Source organism: Amycolatopsis sp. FBCC-B4732 (genome assembly GCF_023008405.1).
Classification (GTDB): domain Bacteria; phylum Actinomycetota; class Actinomycetes; order Mycobacteriales; family Pseudonocardiaceae; genus Amycolatopsis; species Amycolatopsis pretoriensis_A.
Map to the genome: position 1 here is coordinate 5678173 of NZ_CP095376.1, position 18739 is coordinate 5696911.

The 18739-nt window shown below is 71.0% G+C and carries 15 protein-coding genes; 4 read left to right on the forward strand and 11 right to left on the reverse strand.

Features of this window, described 5'->3' with window-relative positions; translation table 11 throughout:
- The first annotated feature begins 60 nt into the window (after positions 1 to 60).
- Positions 61 to 636, forward strand: a complete 576-nt coding sequence (locus MUY14_RS24485) for a TetR/AcrR family transcriptional regulator (RefSeq protein WP_247012211.1) — start codon at positions 61 to 63, stop codon at positions 634 to 636.
- On the opposite strand, the gene MUY14_RS24490 is transcribed toward MUY14_RS24485, so the two are convergent.
- The 6 genes from MUY14_RS24490 to MUY14_RS24515 form a co-directional block, all read right to left on the reverse strand.
- Entirely contained in the window at positions 601 to 1269 is a 669-nt protein-coding gene (locus tag MUY14_RS24490; RefSeq protein WP_247012213.1) for a ferritin-like domain-containing protein, read from the reverse strand. The two genes, MUY14_RS24485 and MUY14_RS24490, sit on opposite strands and share 36 nt — an antisense overlap.
- 79 nt (positions 1270 to 1348) lie before the next feature.
- Entirely contained in the window at positions 1349 to 2377 is a 1029-nt protein-coding gene (locus tag MUY14_RS24495) for a hypothetical protein (protein ID WP_247012215.1), read from the reverse strand.
- 378 nt (positions 2378 to 2755) lie between these two features.
- Positions 2756 to 3289 carry a hypothetical protein gene (locus tag MUY14_RS24500; protein WP_247012217.1) on the reverse strand — a complete coding sequence of 178 codons (534 nt, stop codon included), beginning with the start codon at positions 3287 to 3289 and terminating at the stop codon, positions 2756 to 2758.
- Between the two features lie 85 nt (positions 3290 to 3374).
- Positions 3375 to 7259, reverse strand: coding sequence for a vitamin B12-dependent ribonucleotide reductase (locus tag MUY14_RS24505; RefSeq protein ID WP_247012219.1), 3885 nt, complete (start codon positions 7257 to 7259; stop codon positions 3375 to 3377).
- A gap of 32 nt (positions 7260 to 7291) precedes the next feature.
- The gene (gene nrdR / locus MUY14_RS24510; RefSeq protein ID WP_086676168.1) at positions 7292 to 7786 is read right to left on the reverse strand and encodes a transcriptional regulator NrdR; all 495 of its coding nucleotides are present in this window, start codon (positions 7784 to 7786) and stop codon (positions 7292 to 7294) included.
- 513 nt (positions 7787 to 8299) lie between these two features.
- Positions 8300 to 8758, reverse strand: a complete 459-nt coding sequence (locus tag MUY14_RS24515; RefSeq protein WP_247012222.1) for a LysM peptidoglycan-binding domain-containing protein — start codon at positions 8756 to 8758, stop codon at positions 8300 to 8302.
- Positions 8759 to 9120: 362 nt separating this feature from the next.
- On the opposite strand from MUY14_RS24515, the gene lexA reads away from it, so the two are divergent.
- Positions 9121 to 9780, forward strand: coding sequence for a transcriptional repressor LexA (lexA, locus tag MUY14_RS24520; RefSeq protein ID WP_169735242.1), 660 nt, complete (start codon positions 9121 to 9123; stop codon positions 9778 to 9780).
- Between the two features lie 77 nt (positions 9781 to 9857).
- Here lexA and MUY14_RS24525 read toward each other — a convergent pair whose 3' ends face one another.
- Genes MUY14_RS24525 through MUY14_RS24535 form a run of 3 tightly spaced genes read right to left on the reverse strand, consistent with a single transcriptional unit; the run spans position 9858 to position 12922 of the window.
- Positions 9858 to 10874 carry an esterase-like activity of phytase family protein gene (locus MUY14_RS24525; protein WP_247012224.1) on the reverse strand — a complete coding sequence of 339 codons (1017 nt, stop codon included), beginning with the start codon at positions 10872 to 10874 and terminating at the stop codon, positions 9858 to 9860.
- 53 nt (positions 10875 to 10927) lie between these two features.
- Complete coding sequence (gene hflX, locus MUY14_RS24530) at positions 10928 to 12376, reverse strand: GTPase HflX (protein ID WP_247012226.1); 1449 nt, start codon at positions 12374 to 12376, stop codon at positions 10928 to 10930.
- A gap of 42 nt (positions 12377 to 12418) precedes the next feature.
- Positions 12419 to 12922: a transcriptional regulator gene (locus MUY14_RS24535; protein WP_247012228.1), complete on the reverse strand. Its 504-nt coding sequence runs from the start codon at positions 12920 to 12922 to the stop codon at positions 12419 to 12421.
- 62 nt (positions 12923 to 12984) lie between these two features.
- Between MUY14_RS24535 and MUY14_RS24540 the strand changes: the two genes are divergently transcribed.
- Both MUY14_RS24540 and valS read left to right on the forward strand, forming a co-directional pair.
- Positions 12985 to 14238: an MFS transporter gene (locus tag MUY14_RS24540; protein WP_247012230.1), complete on the forward strand. Its 1254-nt coding sequence runs from the start codon at positions 12985 to 12987 to the stop codon at positions 14236 to 14238.
- A 9-nt stretch (positions 14239 to 14247) separates the two neighbouring features.
- Positions 14248 to 16758: a valine--tRNA ligase gene (gene valS, locus MUY14_RS24545; RefSeq protein ID WP_247012232.1), complete on the forward strand. Its 2511-nt coding sequence runs from the start codon at positions 14248 to 14250 to the stop codon at positions 16756 to 16758.
- A gap of 15 nt (positions 16759 to 16773) precedes the next feature.
- On the opposite strand, the gene dapF is transcribed toward valS, so the two are convergent.
- Together dapF and miaA are read right to left on the reverse strand one after the other, a co-directional pair.
- Complete coding sequence (dapF, locus tag MUY14_RS24550; protein WP_247012234.1) at positions 16774 to 17601, reverse strand: diaminopimelate epimerase; 828 nt, start codon at positions 17599 to 17601, stop codon at positions 16774 to 16776.
- A 10-nt stretch (positions 17602 to 17611) separates the two neighbouring features.
- A complete protein-coding gene (gene miaA, locus MUY14_RS24555; RefSeq protein WP_247012236.1) occupies positions 17612 to 18523 on the reverse strand; it encodes a tRNA (adenosine(37)-N6)-dimethylallyltransferase MiaA in 912 nt (303 codons plus the stop codon).
- Between the last annotated feature and the right edge of the window lie 216 nt (positions 18524 to 18739).

Consider the following 18739-nt stretch of genomic DNA (forward strand, 5'->3'; position numbering starts at 1 on the left):
CGCCTTGTCCACTTCTGTTCAACTGGACACCGCGTCCGGTTATTCCCTAGGCTCGCGGCCATGCCCGAACGCGCCGACGCGGCCCGCAACCGCGCCAAGATCCTGGCCGCGGCCGAGCAGCTGTTCACCGCCCGCGGCGCGGCCGAGGTGACGATGGAGGACATCGCCCGCGCGGCCGGCGTCGGCCGCGGAACGCTGTACCGCCGCTACCCGGACCGCGCGGCGATCGCGGTGGCGCTGCTGGACGAGCACGAGCGCCGCCTGCAGGAGTCCCTGCTGCGCGGCGAGCCCCCGCTGGGCCCGGGCGCTCCCCCGGCGGAGCGCTTGGCGGCGTTCTACGTGGCGATGGTGGAGTTGCTGGAGCGGCACGCGCACCTGGTGCTGGGCGCGGAGGTCGGCCACTCGCGGTTCACGACGGGCGCGTACGGGTTCTGGCGCACGCACGTACGGGTCCTCGCGGAGGCGGCGGAGGTCGCGGATCCCGACGTGCTGGCGGATGTCCTCCTGGCACCGTTGGCACCGGAGCTGTTCCTGCACCAGACGTCGCGGGGTGTGCCGGTGGAGCGGATCACGGCATCGCTTCGGGAGCTGGCCGGGTTACTAGAGCCTCGCGAGGGCGGCATCGAAGGCTGCTAGGACGTCGACGGCGAACTCCCGCCGCCCGACGCCGAGCTGCCGTAAGGCGCGGCCGTGGTCGAGCGCGACGGTGATCGTGACGCCGAGCAGCAGGACCCGCCAAGTCCCTAACACGAGGGCACGCACGGCTTTCGGGAACTCGCCGCGCAGCCGGTGGCAGTGGAAGGGCACGTGCCGCTCTTCGTCGGCGAGGATCCGGGCGGCGACTTCGGTGAGGAGCGGATCGCCGCCGCCGTCACGCAGGGCGCGGTAGTACCGCAGCGCGACGACTTCGGCGATGAGCAGCACCATGAGTTCCAGCCGCAGCCCGAGCGCCCGCCGCAACCGGACGAACACGGTGTCGGACCAGTGCGCCCCGATGGTCGGCACCCCGGCGGCGGCCAGCAGCTCGGCGAGCATCCGCGCGTGGTTCTGCTCCTCGGCGACGAAGAGCTTCACGGCGGCGAGGTAGTCGCCGCTGCCGGCTTTCGCGATGAGGTTGGCCCCGTCGCCGGCTTCGCCGACCTGGAACCGCTGGATGCTCTTCGCGACGTCGGGATGCAGGCGCGCACCCCGCGCCCAGTGCGGATCTTCGCGCTGTTCACGGCGTTCGGCTTCGATTTCGAAGTCCTGGAGCCACTGTGCGTAAGTCATCGCGTCGATGATGCCGCGCGCGTAAACTGCTCGGCATTCGACGTACGAGGTGGGGGGGTCCGATGTCGATCGAAGACGGCTACACGGTCGAACCGGCCGCGCTGGGGGAAATCGCCGCCGCCGCGAGGCGGGTCGCGCACGACACCGCGCAAGCGGGTGACGCCGTCGCGGACGCTTCCCGCTGAGACTGCCCGAGGGGGACTGGGCGGTCGGCGACGAAGTCCGCGCGATGATCGCGCCCTGGGAAGGCTCGTTGCACGCGCTCGCCGAGAACATCCGCGATCTCGGCCGGAACATCGACAAAGCGTCGAAACTCTACGCCGGCGCGGAAAAGACGCACAGCGAGAAGCTGCGAGCGATCTTGGGCTAGGGGGCCATGCGAGCGGATTACCGGGCACTCAAGGATTTCCCGATCGGCCGGCTCAACCAGTGCGCGGAAGGCTGGCGCTCGCTCGCCGACGCCCTGAGCGGCCAGGTCGCCGACTTCGACCGGACGGTGGTGCGGCCCGTCGACAATCCGGCGTGGCGGGGCAGCGGAGGCGACGCCGCGCGCGCCGCCATGCACCAGGCCGGCGACCGCCTGGGTGCCACGCAGAAGTACGTCGACGCCAACGCCGTGCTGCTCGAGGCGGCGCACCACGGGATCTGGCAGGCGGGGCTCCCCGAGCCGGAGATGTGGGCGACCGTGCACGACGACGGCGGCGTTTCGTTCGACCACGAGCCGGACCTGTTCCCGTGGGACCGCCCGCCGATCGTGCGGATGATGAACGCACAGGGCACCGTCCACAAGCTGCTCCACCTGGCTGACGTCGTCGACCGGAAGACGGCGTCGCTGCTGTGGCACCCGCCGTCGCCTTCGGTGGAGCGCATCCCGTCGGTCGCCGACGCGGACGAGCACCTGCGGCAGGCCAAGATCGCCGCGCAGGAGGTCGTCGACGAGGCCAACCGCTTCCAGCCGGTCGAGGAGGCCCACACCGACACGGCCGAGCAGTCGCGGGGCGACCTGACCGCCACGAAGGACGACGAAGGCCTGCGGGTCGTGCTGGCCGACGCCGCCGGGATCCTGAGCGTCACGGGCCGGCCGCACGGCGGCGACCACCTCCGCCACTGGCTGCGGAGCTCCGGGACCACGAAGTACGTCAGCCCGGCGGAAATCCGTCGCGACCTCCCGCTGTTCGAAGCGATCGTCCAGAACGCCCTGCGCTCGGCGCCGGACGAGGGCTACTTCGACACCGGCTGGCAGAACACCGACGTCCAGGACGACGGCAGCGGCGCCACGCAGAGCGAAGACTGGTGGTACGCGATGAACGACTTCCGCTACCGCGTCCTGGGCCGCGCGACCCGGGCCGACGGACGGCGGCGCACGCACTACACGATCGGGGTGCTCAAGCCGTACGTCTTCGGGCCGCCCCGCGGGCCGATCAAGGTCCCGTGGACATCGAGTTCGACCAAGCGCTTGCACACGTCGGGCTGGCGCGCAACTTCATCATCCAGGGCCTGTCCCACGGAGTGGAGTAGCCGGCACGCCGATCAGCACCGCCGGGGTCCAGAAGAAGACCTTCGGGTCGCTGAGGCCGGACGCCGTGAGCCAGCGGGCCGCCTCGACGGCGGCGGCTTCATCCTCGATCAGGCCGTCGCGGGCACGAATGCCGGTGGCGTGGCGGACGTCGTCGACCAGACCGCCGAGGCAGCCCCAGGAGTGGCAGAGACCGCAGTCGAAGCCCACCGGCTCGAAGCCCAGCAGCTTTCCGTCGCCGAAGTGGTGCGGCGGTTCGGCGCGGGCCAGGCGGTCCGGCAGGCCGCCCGCGCCGGCGGCCGCGAACTCCGCCAGCAGCACCGGTACGTCCTTCGCCGGGAAGCCGATCTCGTAGACCGCGTGGCCGGTGCGAGCGGCCGCGGCGGCGTCGGGGAACCAGTCGTCCCAGTCCGGCTCGGCGGGGACCAGGTCGGCCAGGCAGGCGCTCACCGAGACGGTGCTCGATCGGGGAAGCGCCGCGTAGCCGGCCAGGACGTACTCCACCCGTCCAGTATTCGCGCGGGGTCAACGCGTTTGCCCGCCGGGCCGAGCCGGGTGACGGGACGCGCGCGTCCCGTCACCCGGGCCGTCAGCTACAACCCGAAGTCGCGCCGCAGCCCTCGCAGGCGTAGCACGAGCCTGCCGGGCGCATCTTCGTTCCGCACGTCATGCACAGCGGGGCGTCCGCGGCCTTGCCGAGGCGGAGCTCCATCAGCTCCGTCGTCGTCTGGGCTTCGCGGTGGGGGTGGCCCGTTTCCTCCGCGTGCGGCTCCGGCGAGGAGTCCACTGTGGACTGCAGGGCCTCGAGGTCGACGTTCGACGGCGTGCCGTAGTTCGCCTCGACCTCCGCCGAGCGCTCGTCCGCCGACAGGATGCCCAGCTGCGTGCGCTTTTCGTGCGGCAGGTAGTCCAGGGCCAGGCGGCGGAAGAGGTAGTCCATCACGCTCGTCGCGATGCGGATGTCCGGGTCGTCGGTCATGCCGGCCGGCTCGAAGCGCAGGTTCGAGAACTTCGAGACGTAGAACTCGAGCGGGATGCCGTGCTGGAGGCCGACCGAAATGGACATCGAGAACGCGTCCATCACGCCCGCCAGGGTCGAACCCTGCTTGCCCAGCTTGACGAAGATCTCGCCGAGGCCGTCGTCCGGGTACGAACCCGCCGTCAGGTAGCCCTCCGCGCCGCCGACCGTGAACGACACCGTCTGGCTCGGGCGCTTCTTCGGCAGGCGCTTGCGGACCGGGCGGTACTCGACGACCTTCTCCGGCTCCGCCACGGCCTTGTCCTTCTTGGCCGTCGACAGCGGCTGGCCGACCTTGCAGTTGTCGCGGTAGATCGCGAGGGCCTTGAGGCCGAGCTTCCAGCCCTGGAAGTAGATCTCCTCGACCTCTTCGACCGTCGCCGACTCCGGCATGTTGACCGTCTTCGAGATGGCGCCCGACAGGAACGGCTGCACCGCGGCCATCATCCGGACGTGGCCCATCGGCGCGATCGAGCGCTCGCCGACCGCGCAGTCGAACACCTCGTAGTGCTCGGGACGCAGGCCCGGCGCGTCGACGACGTGGCCGTTCTGCGCGACGAACTCGACGATCGCCTCGACCTGCTCGGCCTGGTAACCCAGCGCTTCGAGCGCGCGCGGCACCGTCTGGTTGACGATCTGCATCGAGCCGCCGCCGACGAGCTTCTTGAACTTGACCAGCGAGAAGTCCGGCTCGATGCCGGTCGTGTCGCAGTCCATCATGAAGCCGATGGTGCCGGTGGGCGCGAGCACGGACGCCTGCGCGTTGCGCCAGCCGTGCTTCGTGCCGATGTCGATGCCCTTCTTCCACTCTTGCGTCGCCAGCGCGCGGACCGCGGCGTCGTTCGAGTGGTAGGTGCGGACGAGCTCGTTCGCCGCCGCGTGCTTGCGCATCACGCGCTGGTGCGATTCGGCGTTGCGCGCGTAGCCCTCGTACGCGCCGACCGCCTGGGCCATTTCGGCCGAGCGGCGGTAGGAAACACCCGTCATCAGCGACGTGATCGACGCCGCGAGCGCGCGGCCGCCGTCGGAGTCGTACGCGTGGCCCAGCGCCATCAGCAGCGCGCCGAGGTTCGCGTAGCCGATGCCGAGCTGGCGGAACTTCCGCGTGGTGTCGGCGATCGGCTCGGTCGGGAAGTCCGCGAAGCAGATCGAGACGTCCATCGCGGTGATGACGAACTCGACCGCGCGGGCGAACAGCGGCGCGTCGAACGTGCCCTCGGGCGTGACGAACTTGAGCAGGTTGAGCGACGCGAGGTTGCAACTCGAGTTGTCGAGGTGCATGTACTCGCTGCACGGGTTCGACGCGGTGATCCGGCCCGACTCCGGGCAGGTGTGCCAGTCGTTGATCGTGCCGTCGTACTGGATGCCGGGGTCGGCGCACTCCCACGCGGCCTGCGCGACGCCGCGGAACAGCTTCTTCGCGTCGGTCCGGTCGATCACCTCGCCGGTGAGCCGGGCGCGCAGGCCGAAGTCGGTGCCGTTCTCGACCGCCTGCATGAACTCGTCGGACACGCGGACCGAGTTGTTCGCGTTCTGGTACTGCACCGAGGAGATGTCCGCGCCGGAGAGGTCCATGTCGAACCCGGCGTCGCGGAGGACCTTGATCTTCTCCTCTTCGCGGGCCTTCGTCCGGACGAACTCTTCGATGTCCGGGTGGTCGATGTCGAGCACGACCATCTTCGCCGCGCGCCGGGTGGCGCCGCCGGACTTGATGGTGCCCGCGGACGCGTCGGCGCCGCGCATGAACGAGACCGGGCCCGACGCGGTGCCGCCGGAGGTGAGCAGTTCCTTCGAGGACCGGATGCGGGAGAGGTTCAGGCCCGCGCCGGAGCCGCCCTTGAAGATCAGGCCCTCTTCGCGGTACCAGTTGAGGATCGACTCTATCGTGTCGTCGACGGCGAGGATGAAACAGTTGTGGACCCGGAGGTTCCCGGAAAGGTATTCGCCGGATTCCGTCTGGATGTCGTAGACCGGCAGCTCGCCACGGGTTTCGATCGCGGCGATCTCCAGCCGCTTCCGCTCGTGGGCGGCCAGGCCGGGCTTTTCGAACGACGCCTCCAGCTTCGCGGTCTTCACCGGATCGACGAAGCCGATCTCGTCCGCGAAGATCCGCCGGTCACCGGCGTTCTGGATCCGGATGCCCCAGAGGTCGTGCCGATCCGGCCGGCTCTCCTTCTTACGGCCCACCCGGGCGAAGATGCCGAACCGGGCCAGCAGCTGCTGGAGACCACGGACCAGGTCTTCACCGATCATGTCCAGCGCGACCAAGGTGGACCGCTCCCGCGCGGAAACGTAGCCCTCCGCCTGGAAGAGGCTCCGCAGGTACGCGGCCACGACCGGAAGCGGCGCCGTGTACAGGAACTCCGGCACCACCATGTCGACGCCGCGAGCACGCAAGCCCCAGGCCTCGACGAAGTTCTCGAGGACGTTGCCGTAGAGCCGGGTTCGGCGGCAGTCGAGTGTCTCGTCCTGGGTTTCGACGGCACGTTCGTGGCGGTGGACGTCCGGGAAGACGCGGTCGAGCGCGTTGCGCACCCAGCTCAGCTCGGCGTCGTTCACGGTCATCGCTTCGATGGTGAGCGAGCGGTTCGTGCCTTCGTACTGCCCGACGAAACCGTCCGACTGCAACCAGCCCGCCAGCGCGGCTTCGGCGATGTCGGTTTCCCTGATCTCCTCTTCACCGAAAGCGGCGCGGCGGTGCCATTCGAGCTGGTCCCCGACCCGCAGCTCGCCGGCGGGCACGAACTTCCCGCCGCCCGCACTCGCACGCCACACGAGGTGATCGGCCGTGACGTCCAGGACGTGCCCCGACTTCGTCGTGACTCGCAGGACTTCCTTGATCCCGTTCGCCTTGGTGGCGACGACCTTGGTCAGCCCGTGCGCGTCGTAGACCTTGGCACCCACGGCGTCCAGCTCGACGAAGCGGCCGATCGGTACCGCGCCGCCGGGGGTGCTCACCAGGGCGTCGTACGGCTGACACGCGCTGACCTGCTGCTTCGACGCCGTGCCGACGTTGAACCAGACCGGGGAGTTGAAGCTGAAGACCTGGTGCAGCAGCATCCAGGTGAGCTCGTGCTCGAAGATTTCGAGGTCCTGCGGCGAGGTGAAGTAGCCGTGGTCGCTCGCGGCCTTGACGTAGGTCTTCACGACCCGGTCGATGAGCTGCTTGAGGCTGCGCTCGCGCTGCGGGCTGCCGACGGCGCCGCGGAAGTACTTGCTGGTGACGATGTTGGTGGCGTTGACCGACCAGAAGTCGGGGAACTCCACGCCGCGCTGCTCGAAGTTGACCGAGCCGTCGCGCCAGTTCGTCATCACGACGTCGCGCTGTTCCCAGGTCACCTGGTCGTAGGGGTGCTGCCCTTCGGTGGTGAAGACGCGCTTCACGCTCAGCCCGCCGGCTGCCTTGCTCTTCTTGCCGGCGGCCGCGCCGGTCCCGGTTCCCACGGTTTCGGTCATCGGTCGAACCCTCACTCCCGCAGCGGGACGACTCAATCGCCGTCTTCGCGCTGATCGCTCTCCTCCGGAGCAGCAGAACCCGCCATGGCCTCACGCAGATCGGCGATCTCCTTCTCGAAGTCCTCGACGGACGAGAAGGAGCGGTAGACGCTGGCGAACCGGAGGTAGGCGACCCCGTCGAGCTCACGCAGCGGGCCCAGGATGGCCAGGCCGACCTCGTGACTCGGGATCTCCGCCAGACCGGCGGAGCGGATCGACTCCTCCACGCGCTGCGCGAGCTGCTGCAGCGCGTCGTCGTCGACCGGCCTGCCCTGGCAGGCGCGGCGGACGCCGCTCACCACCTTGTCCCGGCTGAACTGTTCGGTGACCCCGGACCGCTTGACGACGGCGAGCACCATCGTCTCCGACGTCGTGAACCGCCGTCCGCACGACGCGCACGAGCGCCGCCTGCGGATCGCCTGGCCTTCATCCACCTCTCGGGAGTCGACGACCCGGGAGTCCGCATGCCGGCAGAACGGGCACCTCATCCGCCGATCACCTTCCCCTCATCGCCGCCCGCCCCGGTCGACGTCCCCCGGCCACCACGCGTGGCCGTGCCGCGACCGCCCGGTACCCCTGCACCTGGTGATCGACTTGTGGACATCCGGTGGGTGAAAGACGGCCAGCTGTGGACAACTGCTACCCAGTTTACCCCAACCTGTGGACCAACTACAGCGGTGTAACTACTACATATAGCGGGCGACAGTAGAACTCGGCGCGAGCTCGCGCAAGCTGCGACGGCGTGTCGGACCCGGCCGGGTGAGACCTCCCGCGGGAGGGGGCGCTAACGCCGTCCCGGCGGCTCCCGTCGCGAATGGACCGGAGCGGCCCGAGCCGGTTTCGCCGACGCGGCAAGCCGTCGCGGCGGCACTCCGTCGGACCGGCTGGTGATTTCACCGGGCCGAGTGAATCTTGGCCGGCGCCGTCGAACGTGCCCACCCAGGCCGGTAACGCCGTTTCGCGGCGAGCCGGATTCGGCATCCCCGGAGAAGGGAGACGGCTCAGGGTGCGTCGGCGACCGGGACTGTGAGGGGCAGCCCGGGTACGAGGACGGCTTGGTCCAGGCGGTTGAGCTCCTTGATCCGGGCGACGACCGCACCCGGCTCGCTCTCCGGCGCGAAGCGCGCGGCCAGCGAAGAGAGCGTGTCGCCCTGCTCGACCGACACCGTCGCGGTCCGCGCGGGCACCGGGGCACCCGGGGTGCCGCCGCCCAGCAGGCCGAGACCGGCGACCACCAGGCAGCTCGCGACGCCGAGCGCGGCGAGCCACGGCCACCGCACCGGCACCCGGCGGGGCGCCGCGCAGGGCGAGCCGGCCGGGCGGCGGCCCGCCACGACCCGGGCGCGGGTCGGCGGGCGCTGCACTTCGCCGCGGCGGCCGCGCAGCACGTGCACGGGGCGGGGCTGCGCCGGGACCGGAGTCGCCGGGCGCATCGGCCCGCGTTCGGCCAGAATGGACATCCGAACCTCCTCGAAACCCTGGTGTCCGCCTGTTTCCGCGGGCCGGGGCCGGTCGGCGGATCAAGGTCGAACAGGCGTTCTATCGAACGCCCGTGCGAAGGTCTACCACCTACCACCGACAAAATCGAGCGGACACGGCGTGTCGATCGAACAGATGTTTGAAATCGCCGTGCCCGGGGGCTAACGTCGGTGACCAGGGCATCTGCCGGGCAGATGCCGCCCGGCGAGGCTGCCCGCACCCGGCGGGCGGCGGCCGGCGCGCAGATACGTGCAGCGAACGTCTGGGAGGCGACGCAGTGGCGAAGGAGAACAAGGCGGGCAGGACCAGTGGGTCCCCCGGTGGCTCGGGCAAGGTGCACGCCATGCCCGAGGTGTACGACGTGGACGAGACCCTCACCGTCCGCCAGCAGCAGGTCCTCGACGTGATCCGCTCGTGGGTGAGCCGCTTCGGCTACCCGCCGAGCGTCCGTGAAATCGGTGAAGCGGTCGGGCTGACGTCGACGTCGTCGGTCTCCCACCAGCTGCGCGCCCTGCAGCGCAAGGGTTACCTGCGCCGGGACGCGAACCGCCCGCGCGCGGTCGGGGTGCTCTCGGCGACCGACGACAACCCCATGGGCATCGAGATGGACCAGCAGCCGGTCATGCCGAAGGCGGCGTACGTGCCGCTGGTCGGCCGGATCGCCGCCGGTGGCCCGGTGCTGGCCGAGCAGGCCATCGAGGACGTCTTCCCGCTGCCGCGGGAGATCGTCGGCGAGGGCGAGCTGTTCCTGCTCAAGGTCACCGGCGACTCGATGATCGACGCGGCCATCACCGACGGCGACTGGGTCGTGGTCCGGCAGCAGCCGGACGCGGACAACGGCGAGATCGTCGCGGCGATGATCGACGGCGAGGCCACGGTCAAGACGTTCAAGCGCAAGAACGGCCACATCTGGCTGATGCCGCACAACGAGGCGTACGAGCCGATCCCCGGCGACGACGCGACGGTGCTCGGCAAGGTCGTGGCCGTGCTCCGCAGGCTTTAAAAAAGGTGCTCCCGGGCTTTCGCACGGCCCGGGAGGTTCACCGGATCGGATGATCTTCGGCCGTGGGGAGCCGGAGGTCAGCGGCGAGAACGGCGACGCAGTCTGCTGAAGCCGAACCAGCCGACACCGACCACCGCCAGCGTGATCCCGGCAGCGGGCAGGACGGGGAGCCCGGCCCCGTCCCCCGAGCCGGACGAAGCGCCGGCGCCGGTCGAGGTCGTCCCCTCCGCCGGTGCGCCGGACTGCGCGGCCAGAGCCGCCGCGCCCCGCACCGCGCGGAGGGGCTGGCCCACCCCTTCGCTACCGGAAATCAACGTGCCGTCGGGGTCGAACGCGATCGCTTCGCCCTGCTTCTCCCCCGGCAACGGGATCCGGACGGGGTTGCGTTGCAAGGCGGCCAGGAGGTCGCCGTCCGGAACCGAGTAGACGTAGGCGTCGGTGTACGTCCGCAGCGCGACGACACTGCCGTCCGCCATCGAAGCGGCGCCGGTGACCAGCACCGAACCGATCGACCCGACCGGCCCGCCCTGGGTGTCCGTCGTCTCGATCTTCAGCGAGCCGACCTTCTCCAGGTTCGTCGGGCCCGGGCTGGCCAGCGGCCCGGAAGGCCGGTAGACGCGGGCCTCGCCCAGGACGTCCTTGGTGATCAGGTACGGCGTCCCCGACTTGTCCATCAGCAGCGCTTCGGTGTCGTGCTGGCCGTCGGGGTAGGTGAGGCGGTGCAGCGTGACCTTGCCGGCCGGGCTCATTTCCAGCAGGGCGACCGTCAGCCGCCCCTTCAGGTTGTCGCCGGTGTCCGACAGCCACAGCGTCCCGTCGGGCGTGCGGGCCAGGTCCTCGACGTCGAACGGGTCGGTCTTGTCGCTGAGGACCTTCTGCACCTTGCAGTCGCGCCCGAGCACGAACACCTGGGCCTTGGTGCCGCCGTCGTTGATCGCGTAGAGCTTCGAGCCGTCGGAAACCAGACCGGACAGCTCGCCGATCCGCGAGTCCTTCATCGTGCACAGCGGCTCCGGAGCCGGAGCCGCCCAAGCCGGGACGGGCCCGCTCAGCAAAGCCAGCGAAACCGCCGCGAAAGCGACCACCCAGCGCACCCAGCCACCTCCGTAGTGTGCGACCCCAGTGGATCGCACACTACGGAGACGTCTCAGGCCCTGGTCGAGTTGGTCTCGAACTCGCGCAAAGCCGCGGCGAGGTCCGGGCGGACCCGCACCAGCAGGCGCGTGCCGTCCTCGGCGTGTTCCTCTTCGAGGACTTCGCCGTCCGCGTGCGCCCGCGCGACCAGCTCGCCGCGCGTGTAGGGCACGAGGACCTCGACGGTGACCTCCGGCCGCGGCAGGCGGTCGGCGAGCACGTCGACGAGCTCCGGGATCCCCGCCCCGGTCCGCGCCGAGACCTGGACCGAGCCGGCCAGCGCGTGCCGCAGCCGGGCGAGGCTGACCTCGTCGGACGCGTCGATCTTGTTGATCACCAGCAGCTCCGGCGGGAGCGGCTCCTTGCGCTTGCGGGTGATCTCGCCGAGCACCTCGCGCACGGCGCTGACCTGCTCCTCCGGTGCCGGGTCGGCCCCGTCCACCACGTGCAGCAGCAGGTCCGCGTCCGCGGCCTCCTCCAGCGTCGAGCGGAACGCGTCCACCAGCTGGTGCGGCAGGTGCCGCACGAACCCGACGGTGTCGGTCAGCGTGTAGCCGCGCCCGTCCGTGGTCTGCGCGCGCCGCGTGGTCGGGTCGAGGGTGGCGAACAGCGCGTCCTCCACCAGCACCCCGGCCCCGGTCAGCGCGTTGAGCAGGCTCGACTTGCCGGCGTTGGTGTAGCCGACGATCGCCACGCTGGGCACCTCGTTGGCCAGCCGCCGCCCGCGCTTGGTCTCGCGGATGGTGTCCATCGCGGCGATCTCGCGGCGCAGCTTCGCCACGCGCTTGTTGATCCGCCGCCGGTCGGTCTCGAGCTTGGTCTCACCGGGACCGCGCAGGCCCACGCCGCCGTTCGCGCCACCGGCGCGGCCACCGGCCTGCCGGGACAGCGACGCACCCCAGCCGCGCAGCCGCGGGATCAGGTACTGCAGCTGGGCCAGCTCGACCTGCGCCTTGCCCTCCTTGGACCGGGCGTGCTGGGCGAAGATGTCGAGGATCAGGGCGGTCCGGTCGATGACCTTGACCTTGACCTTCTCCTCGAGCTGCCGCAGCTGGCCCGGCGAGAGCTCGCCGTCGCAGATCACGGTGTCGGCGCCGGTGGAGCCGACGATGTCCCGCAGCTCCTTGACCTTGCCCGAGCCGATGTAGGTGGCCGGGTCCGGCTTCGGCCGCCGCTGGATGAGGCCTTCGAGGACCTCCGAGCCCGCCGTCTCGGCCAGGCGCGCCAGCTCGGCCAGCGACGCCTCGGACTGCAGGGCCGTGCCCTCGGTCCACACGCCGACCAGCACGACGCGTTCGAGCCGCAGTTGCCGGTACTCGACCTCGGTGACGTCCTCGAGCTCCGTGGACAGTCCCCTGACCCGGCGCAGCGACGCCCGGTCCTCGAGCTCCATCTCACCCGTCGACGGGTCACCGTCGTACAGGTCGTCGTCGTGGTCTTCGGTGTGTGTCAGATCTGTCATCGTGCCTCCATGTTCCCACGTTTCGCCGCGGGAACCGAACTTTTACGTGCTGGGATAGGTGGCGAGGTAGACCGCGGTGCGCTCGGCGCCGGGACGGCGGGGGCGCGCGCGGAACTCCTCGAGCAGGGCGTTGAGCCGGGTTTCCAGCTCCGCCCGCTCCTCGGGGGCCACCTGGACGACCAGGCGCGTCTGGTGCACGCCCTCGAATCCGGTGTCGGCGATCTCGGCCAGATAGGCCTCGAGTACCGCCTGCTCCACGTCCTTGTCACCGCATGAGTCGAGTGTCCACGAAAGGCCCGTCGAAAGATACGGGATTTCCCGGGCGCCCCGGGTCCCGCGGCGCGGGGGCTGCGCGGCGAGGAAGCCGGTGTCGACGAGCCTGCGCACGTGGTGCAGCGTCGTCGCCGGGTCCCGGCCCAGCCGCTGCGCCAGCTCCTTGTTCGTCAACGCCTCCGAGAAGGTCAACCGGATGATGCGCAGCCGTATTCCGGAGGCCAGCGCGGCGGCCTCGGCTTCGGTGGCGGTGCGTCGTTTCTCGGGTGGCACCGGCACAGCCTAGAGCGAACAGTGATTGACACTTTCCAATCACTCGCGGCACACTCGTCGCCATGCGCAGGGGGTCACTGTTCTTCCACGCCGATTTCCGGCGGCTCTGGGCCGGCGACACGGCCAGCCAGTTCGGCACCGCGGTCGGCTACACGGCGGTTCCGTTGCTCGCAGCGGTGACGCTGGCCGCGACACCGTTCGAGATGGGACTGCTCACCGCGGCCGAGACGGTCGCGTTCCTGCTGATCGGGCTGCCCGCCGGGGTCTGGGTGGACCGGCTGCGCCGCCGCCGGGTCATGCTCACGGCCGACTTCGTCCGCTTCGCGCTGCTGCTAAGCGTGCCACTGGCCTGGTGGGCGGGCGTGCTGACGCTCGCGCAGCTGGTCGTCGTCATGCTGGTCGTCGGCGTGGCGACGGTGTTCTTCGACGTCGCCTACCAGTCGTACCTGCCCTCGCTCGTGGGACGGGAGCACCTCCTCGAAGGCAACGCGAAGCTGCAGGCGGTCCAGTCGGTCGCGCAGGTCGCCGGGCCGAGCGGCGCGGGCGTGCTGGTCCAGCTGATCAGCGCGGCCAGCACGGTGCTGGTCACCGCCTTCGGCTACCTGACGTCGGCGCTGTGCCTGCTGCGGATCCGCGCGGCCGAGCCGGCGCCGGAACCCACCGGGCACACGCGCCTGGGGCAGCAGATCGCGGAAGGGCTGCGGTTCGTCTTCTCCGACAAGCCGTTGCGGTCGAGCGTGGCGTGCACGGCGACGGCGAACCTCTTCGGCGGCGCGTTCGTGGCGGTCCAGGTGCTGTTCTTCACGCGCACCGTCGGGCTTTCCCCCGCGCTGGTCGGCGTGATGCTCGCCGTCGGCGGCGCGGGCGGCATCCTCGGGGCGATCTTCTCCGGCGCGCTGACCCGCCGGATCGGGCACGCCCGCACGATCTGGCTGGTCCCGCTGCTGTCCTGGCCCGCGCACCTGCTGCTCCCCTGGACCGGCGCGGACTGGCGGCTCGTGCTCGCCGCGTTCGGCGAGGTCGTCTACGGGTTCGGGGTGATCGTCTACAACGTCGCCCAGGTTTCCTACCGCCAGGCGATCTGCCCGGACCGGCTGCTGGGCCGGATGAACGCGAGCGTCCGGTTCCTCGTCTGGGGCACGCTGCCGCTCGGCGGTCTGCTGGGCGGCGCGCTCGGCGAAGGTCTCGGGCTGCGCGGGGCGATCTGGGTCGCGGCGGCCGGGGAGGCGGCCGCCGCGCTGTGGGTCGTCTGCTCGCCGCTGCGGACGATGCGCGACCTGCCGACCGCGGCGAAAAGCGGTTCTCCGGCCGCCTAGAGTTGCTTCATGAGCAACCCACACGAGCGCCCGCGAGTCCCGGACAAGGTCGGTGTCGACGGTCTGGAGGCCAAGTGGGTACCCGTATGGGAGTCCACCGGCGCCTACCGCTTCGACCGAACGAAGACCCGCGAAGAGGTCTACTCGATCGACACTCCCCCGCCGACGGTCAGCGGGTCGCTGCACATCGGGCACGTCTTCTCCTACACCCACACCGACGTGCTGGCGCGGTTCAAGCGGATGCGCGGGCTCGAGGTGTTCTACCCGATGGGGTGGGACGACAACGGCCTGCCGACCGAACGCCGGGTGCAGAACCACTTCGGCGTCCGCTGCGAGCCGTCGCTGCCCTACGACCCGGACTTCCGGCCGCCGGAGAAGCCGGGCAAGAACGTCGTGGCCGTGTCACGGCGGAACTTCGTCGAGCTGTGCGAAACGCTGACCGAGACCGACGAGAAGGTGTTCGAGCAGCTGTGGCGGCAGCTCGGGCTGTCGGTCGACTGGACGATGACCTACCAGACGATCGGGCACGACTCGCGGCTGATCTCGCAGCGCGCGTTCCTGCGCAACCTCGAGCGCGGCGAGGCCTACCAGGCCGAAGCGCCGACGCTCTGGGACGTGTCGTTCCGCACCGCCGTCGCGCAGGCCGAGCTGGAGGACCGCGAACGCCCGGGCGCCTTCCACGACCTCGCGTTCGACGGACCGGACGGCGACGTCGTGATCGCGACGACCCGGCCGGAGCTGCTGCCCGCGTGCGTCGCGCTGGTGGCGCACCCGGACGACGAGCGGTTCAAGCCGCTGTTCGGGAAGTCCGTGCGGACGCCGGTGTTCGGCGTCGAGGTGCCCGTGGTGGCGCACCACCTCGCGGATCCCGGGAAGGGCCGCGGCATCGCGATGGTGTGCACGTTCGGCGACACCACGGACGTCACGTGGTGGCGCGAGCTGCGGCTGGCGACGCGGGTGGTGCTGGGCCGCGACGGCCGGTTCCTGCCCGACGCGCCCGCCGGCGTGCCCGCGGAGGCGTACGCGCCGCTGGTCGGCAAGACCGTCCACACGGGACGCGAGATCCTGGTCGGCCTGCTGCGCGAAGCCGGCGCCCTGCGCGGTGAGCCCCGGCCGATCACGCATGCGGTGAAGTTCTACGAAAAGGGCGACAAGCCGCTGGAAATCGTCGCGAGCCGGCAGTGGTACCTGCGCAACGGCGGCACCGACCCGGCGTTCCGGGAGAAGATGCTGGCCCGGGGCGAGGAACTGAACTGGGTGCCGAAGCACATGCGCGTCCGGTACTCGTCGTGGGTGGAGAACCTCGCCGGCGACTGGCTGGTCAGCCGCCAGCGGTTCTTCGGCGTGCCGATCCCGCTGTGGTACCGGCTCGACGCGCACGGCGAGCCGGACTACGACGCCCGCCTGCTGCCCGAAGACCTGCCGGTCGACCCGAGCAGCGACGTCCCACCGGGCTTCACCGCCGAGCAACGCGGCGTGCCCGGCGGGTTCGTCGCCGACGCCGACGTGATGGACACGTGGGCGACGTCGTCGCTGACGCCGCAGATCGTCGGCCGGTGGACCCTCGACGACGACCTCTTTTCCCGCGTGTTCCCGATGGACCTGCGGCCGCAGGCGCACGAGATCATCCGCACCTGGTTGTTTTCGACGGCGGTGCGCGCGGAGCTGGAGCACGGCGTGCTGCCGTGGCGGGAGACGTCGATCGCGGGCTGGGTGCTCGACCCCGACCGCAAGAAGATGTCGAAGTCCATCGGCAACGTGATCACGCCGGTGGACCTGCTGGAGCGCTTCGGCTCCGACGCGGTCCGCTACTGGGCGGCGAGCGCGCGCCCGGGCGTCGACACGGCGGTGGACGAAGGGCAGATGAAGGTCGGCCGCCGCCTGGCGACGAAACTGCTCAACGCGAGCCGGTTCGTGCTGGGCCTGGGCGTGCCGTCCGCTTCCGCGGTGGTGGGGGACCCCCTCGACCGGGCGCTGCTGGCGTCGCTGGACGCCGTCGTGTCCTCGGCGACCGCGGCGTTGGAGGCGCTGGACTACGCGCGGGCGCTGCAGGTGACGGAGACGTTCTTCTGGACGTTCTGCGACGACTACGTCGAGCTGGTGAAGGGCCGCGCGTACGGCGACCTCGGCCCGGCGGCGGCTTCGTCGGCGCAGGCGGCGCTGGTGACGGCGTTGTCGGCGGTGCTGCGGCTGTTCGCGCCGTACCTGCCGTTCGCGACCGAAGAGGTCTGGTCGTGGTGGCAGGAGGGCTCGGTGCACCGGGCCGGGTGGCCCACGGCGGCGTCGTCCGACGGCGACCCGGAGCTGCTTTCCCTGGCCGGCGCGGTGATCGCGGCGGTCCGGCGGGCCAAGACGGACGCGAAGGTGTCGATGCGGACCGCCGTCGAGACGCTGACCGTCACCGGCCCGGCCGATCTGCTGGCCCGGTTCGCGGACATCCAGGCGGACATCCGCGTCGCGGGCGCGATCACTTCGGTGGAGACGCGCGAAGGCGAGTTCGCGGTGGAAGCGAAGATCTGAGGCGAGGGGCCGCCGTCACGAACCGGCGGCGGCCCACCAGCTTTCGTCGATCTCGCCGCGGGCCACGATCTCCGCCGGGCCCGACAACGTCGACGCGCCCCGCGACACCGTGACCTCGACCCGGCCGCCCGGGATGTCCACAGTGGACGAGCCGGTGTCCGTGCCCGCCAGGTGGAACGCGGCCGCCACCGCGGCGACCGTGCCGGTGCCGCACGCCCGGGTCTCCCCCACCCCGCGTTCGTGGACGCGCATCCGCAGCGCGCCCTCGCCGAGGCGGTTGACGAACTCGAGGTTCACGCCGTGCGGGAAGACGTCGTGGTCGAAGTCGGGCTGGTCGCGCAGGTCGAGGCCGGCGACGTCGTCGTCGAGCACCGACACCAGGTGCGGGTTGCCGACGTTCACCGCGACGCCCGAGAACGGGCGGCCGGCCACCACCGTGACCGACGTGCCGGTGATCGTCGCCGGGCCCATCTGCACCGTCACCGACCGGTCCGGGTGCACCACCAGCGGGCGGTCGCCCGCGCGGGTGCCGATGACGAACTCGCCCTCGGTCGCCAGGCCCGCTTCGACGAGGTAGCGGGCGAACACGCGCGTGCCGTTGCCGCACATCTCCGCGATCGACCCGTCGGCGTTGCGGTAGTCCATGAACCACTCGCCCGCGGACGGCTCGTCGAGCGCGGCGGCGCGGACGACGCGCAGCACGCCGTCGGCCCCGAGGCCGCGGCGGCGGTCGCACAGCGCGGCGACCCTGGCCGCAGTCAGCTCGAGGCGGCCCGCCGGATCGGGGAGCAGCACGAAGTCGTTCTGCGTGCCGTGCCCCTTGAGGAACTCGATTCCGCCCATAGGGGCAAGATTACCGGCCCAGGGTATCCAGGACGCGCCCGGCCAGCCCCGGATCGGCGCCGCCGAACCAGTGGATCCGCTGGTCGCGCCGGAACCAGGAACGTTGCTTCCGGACGAAGCGCCGCGTCGCCTGCGCGGTCGCCGCGGCGGCCGCTTCGAAGTCGCCGCCGCCGTCCAGCTCGGCGAGCACCTGCTGGTAGCCGAGCGCCCGCGACGCCGTCTTGCCTTCGCGCAGTCCCCGCTTCTCGAGTTCGCGCACCTCGTCGACGAGCCCGGCCGCGAACATGCGCCGGACGCGTTCGTCGACGCGCTCGTCGAGCTCCGCGGGCTCCCGGTCGACGCCGACCACGACCGTGCCGTAGCGGGCGGGCCCGGGCTTGGGGAGGTTCGCCGAGAACGGCTCGCCGGTGATCTCGATGACTTCGAGGGCCCGCACGATCCGCCGGGTGTTCGTCGGCAGGATCGCCGCCGCCGCGGCCGGATCACGTTCACCCAGCCGGGTGTACAACGCGGGCGTGCCGAGCTGGACGGCCTCCTCGTCCAGCCGGGCCCGGATCGCCGGGTCGGTGCCGGGGAACCGCAGGTCGTCGAGCACCGCCTGGACGTACAGGCCGGACCCGCCGGTGAGCACCGGCACCCGGCCGGCGGCCAGGAGCCGCTCGATCTCGGCGCGCGCGTGGCGCTGGTAGGCGGCGACCGACGCCGTCTCGGTCACGTCCAGCACGTCGAGCAGGTGGTGCGGCACGCCGCGGCGCTCCGCTTCGGTGGCTTTCGCGGTGCCGATGTCCATGCCGCGGTAGAGCTGCAGCGCGTCGGCGTTGACGACTTCGCCGCCGAGTTCGAGGGCCAGCTCCACGGCCAGCGCGGTCTTGCCGGTGGCTGTCGGCCCGACCACGGCGACCGGGGCGACGAGGCTGTTCACGGCGGCTGACGATACCGGCGGGCCGACACGGAGCGTCCACCGGAAGTAGGATCACGAGCTTCGAGTGGCTCATCCAGTACCACGGTGCGCGCTGAGCTGCTTGAATGCCGCGTGGGGGCCGTAGCATCCGAGCACGGCCCGTGACGACCGCATTACCCGGCCCCGCTTCCGCGGCGGGGCGCCCGCGCCAGCGGGCGTACAGGCGATAAGGAGCCT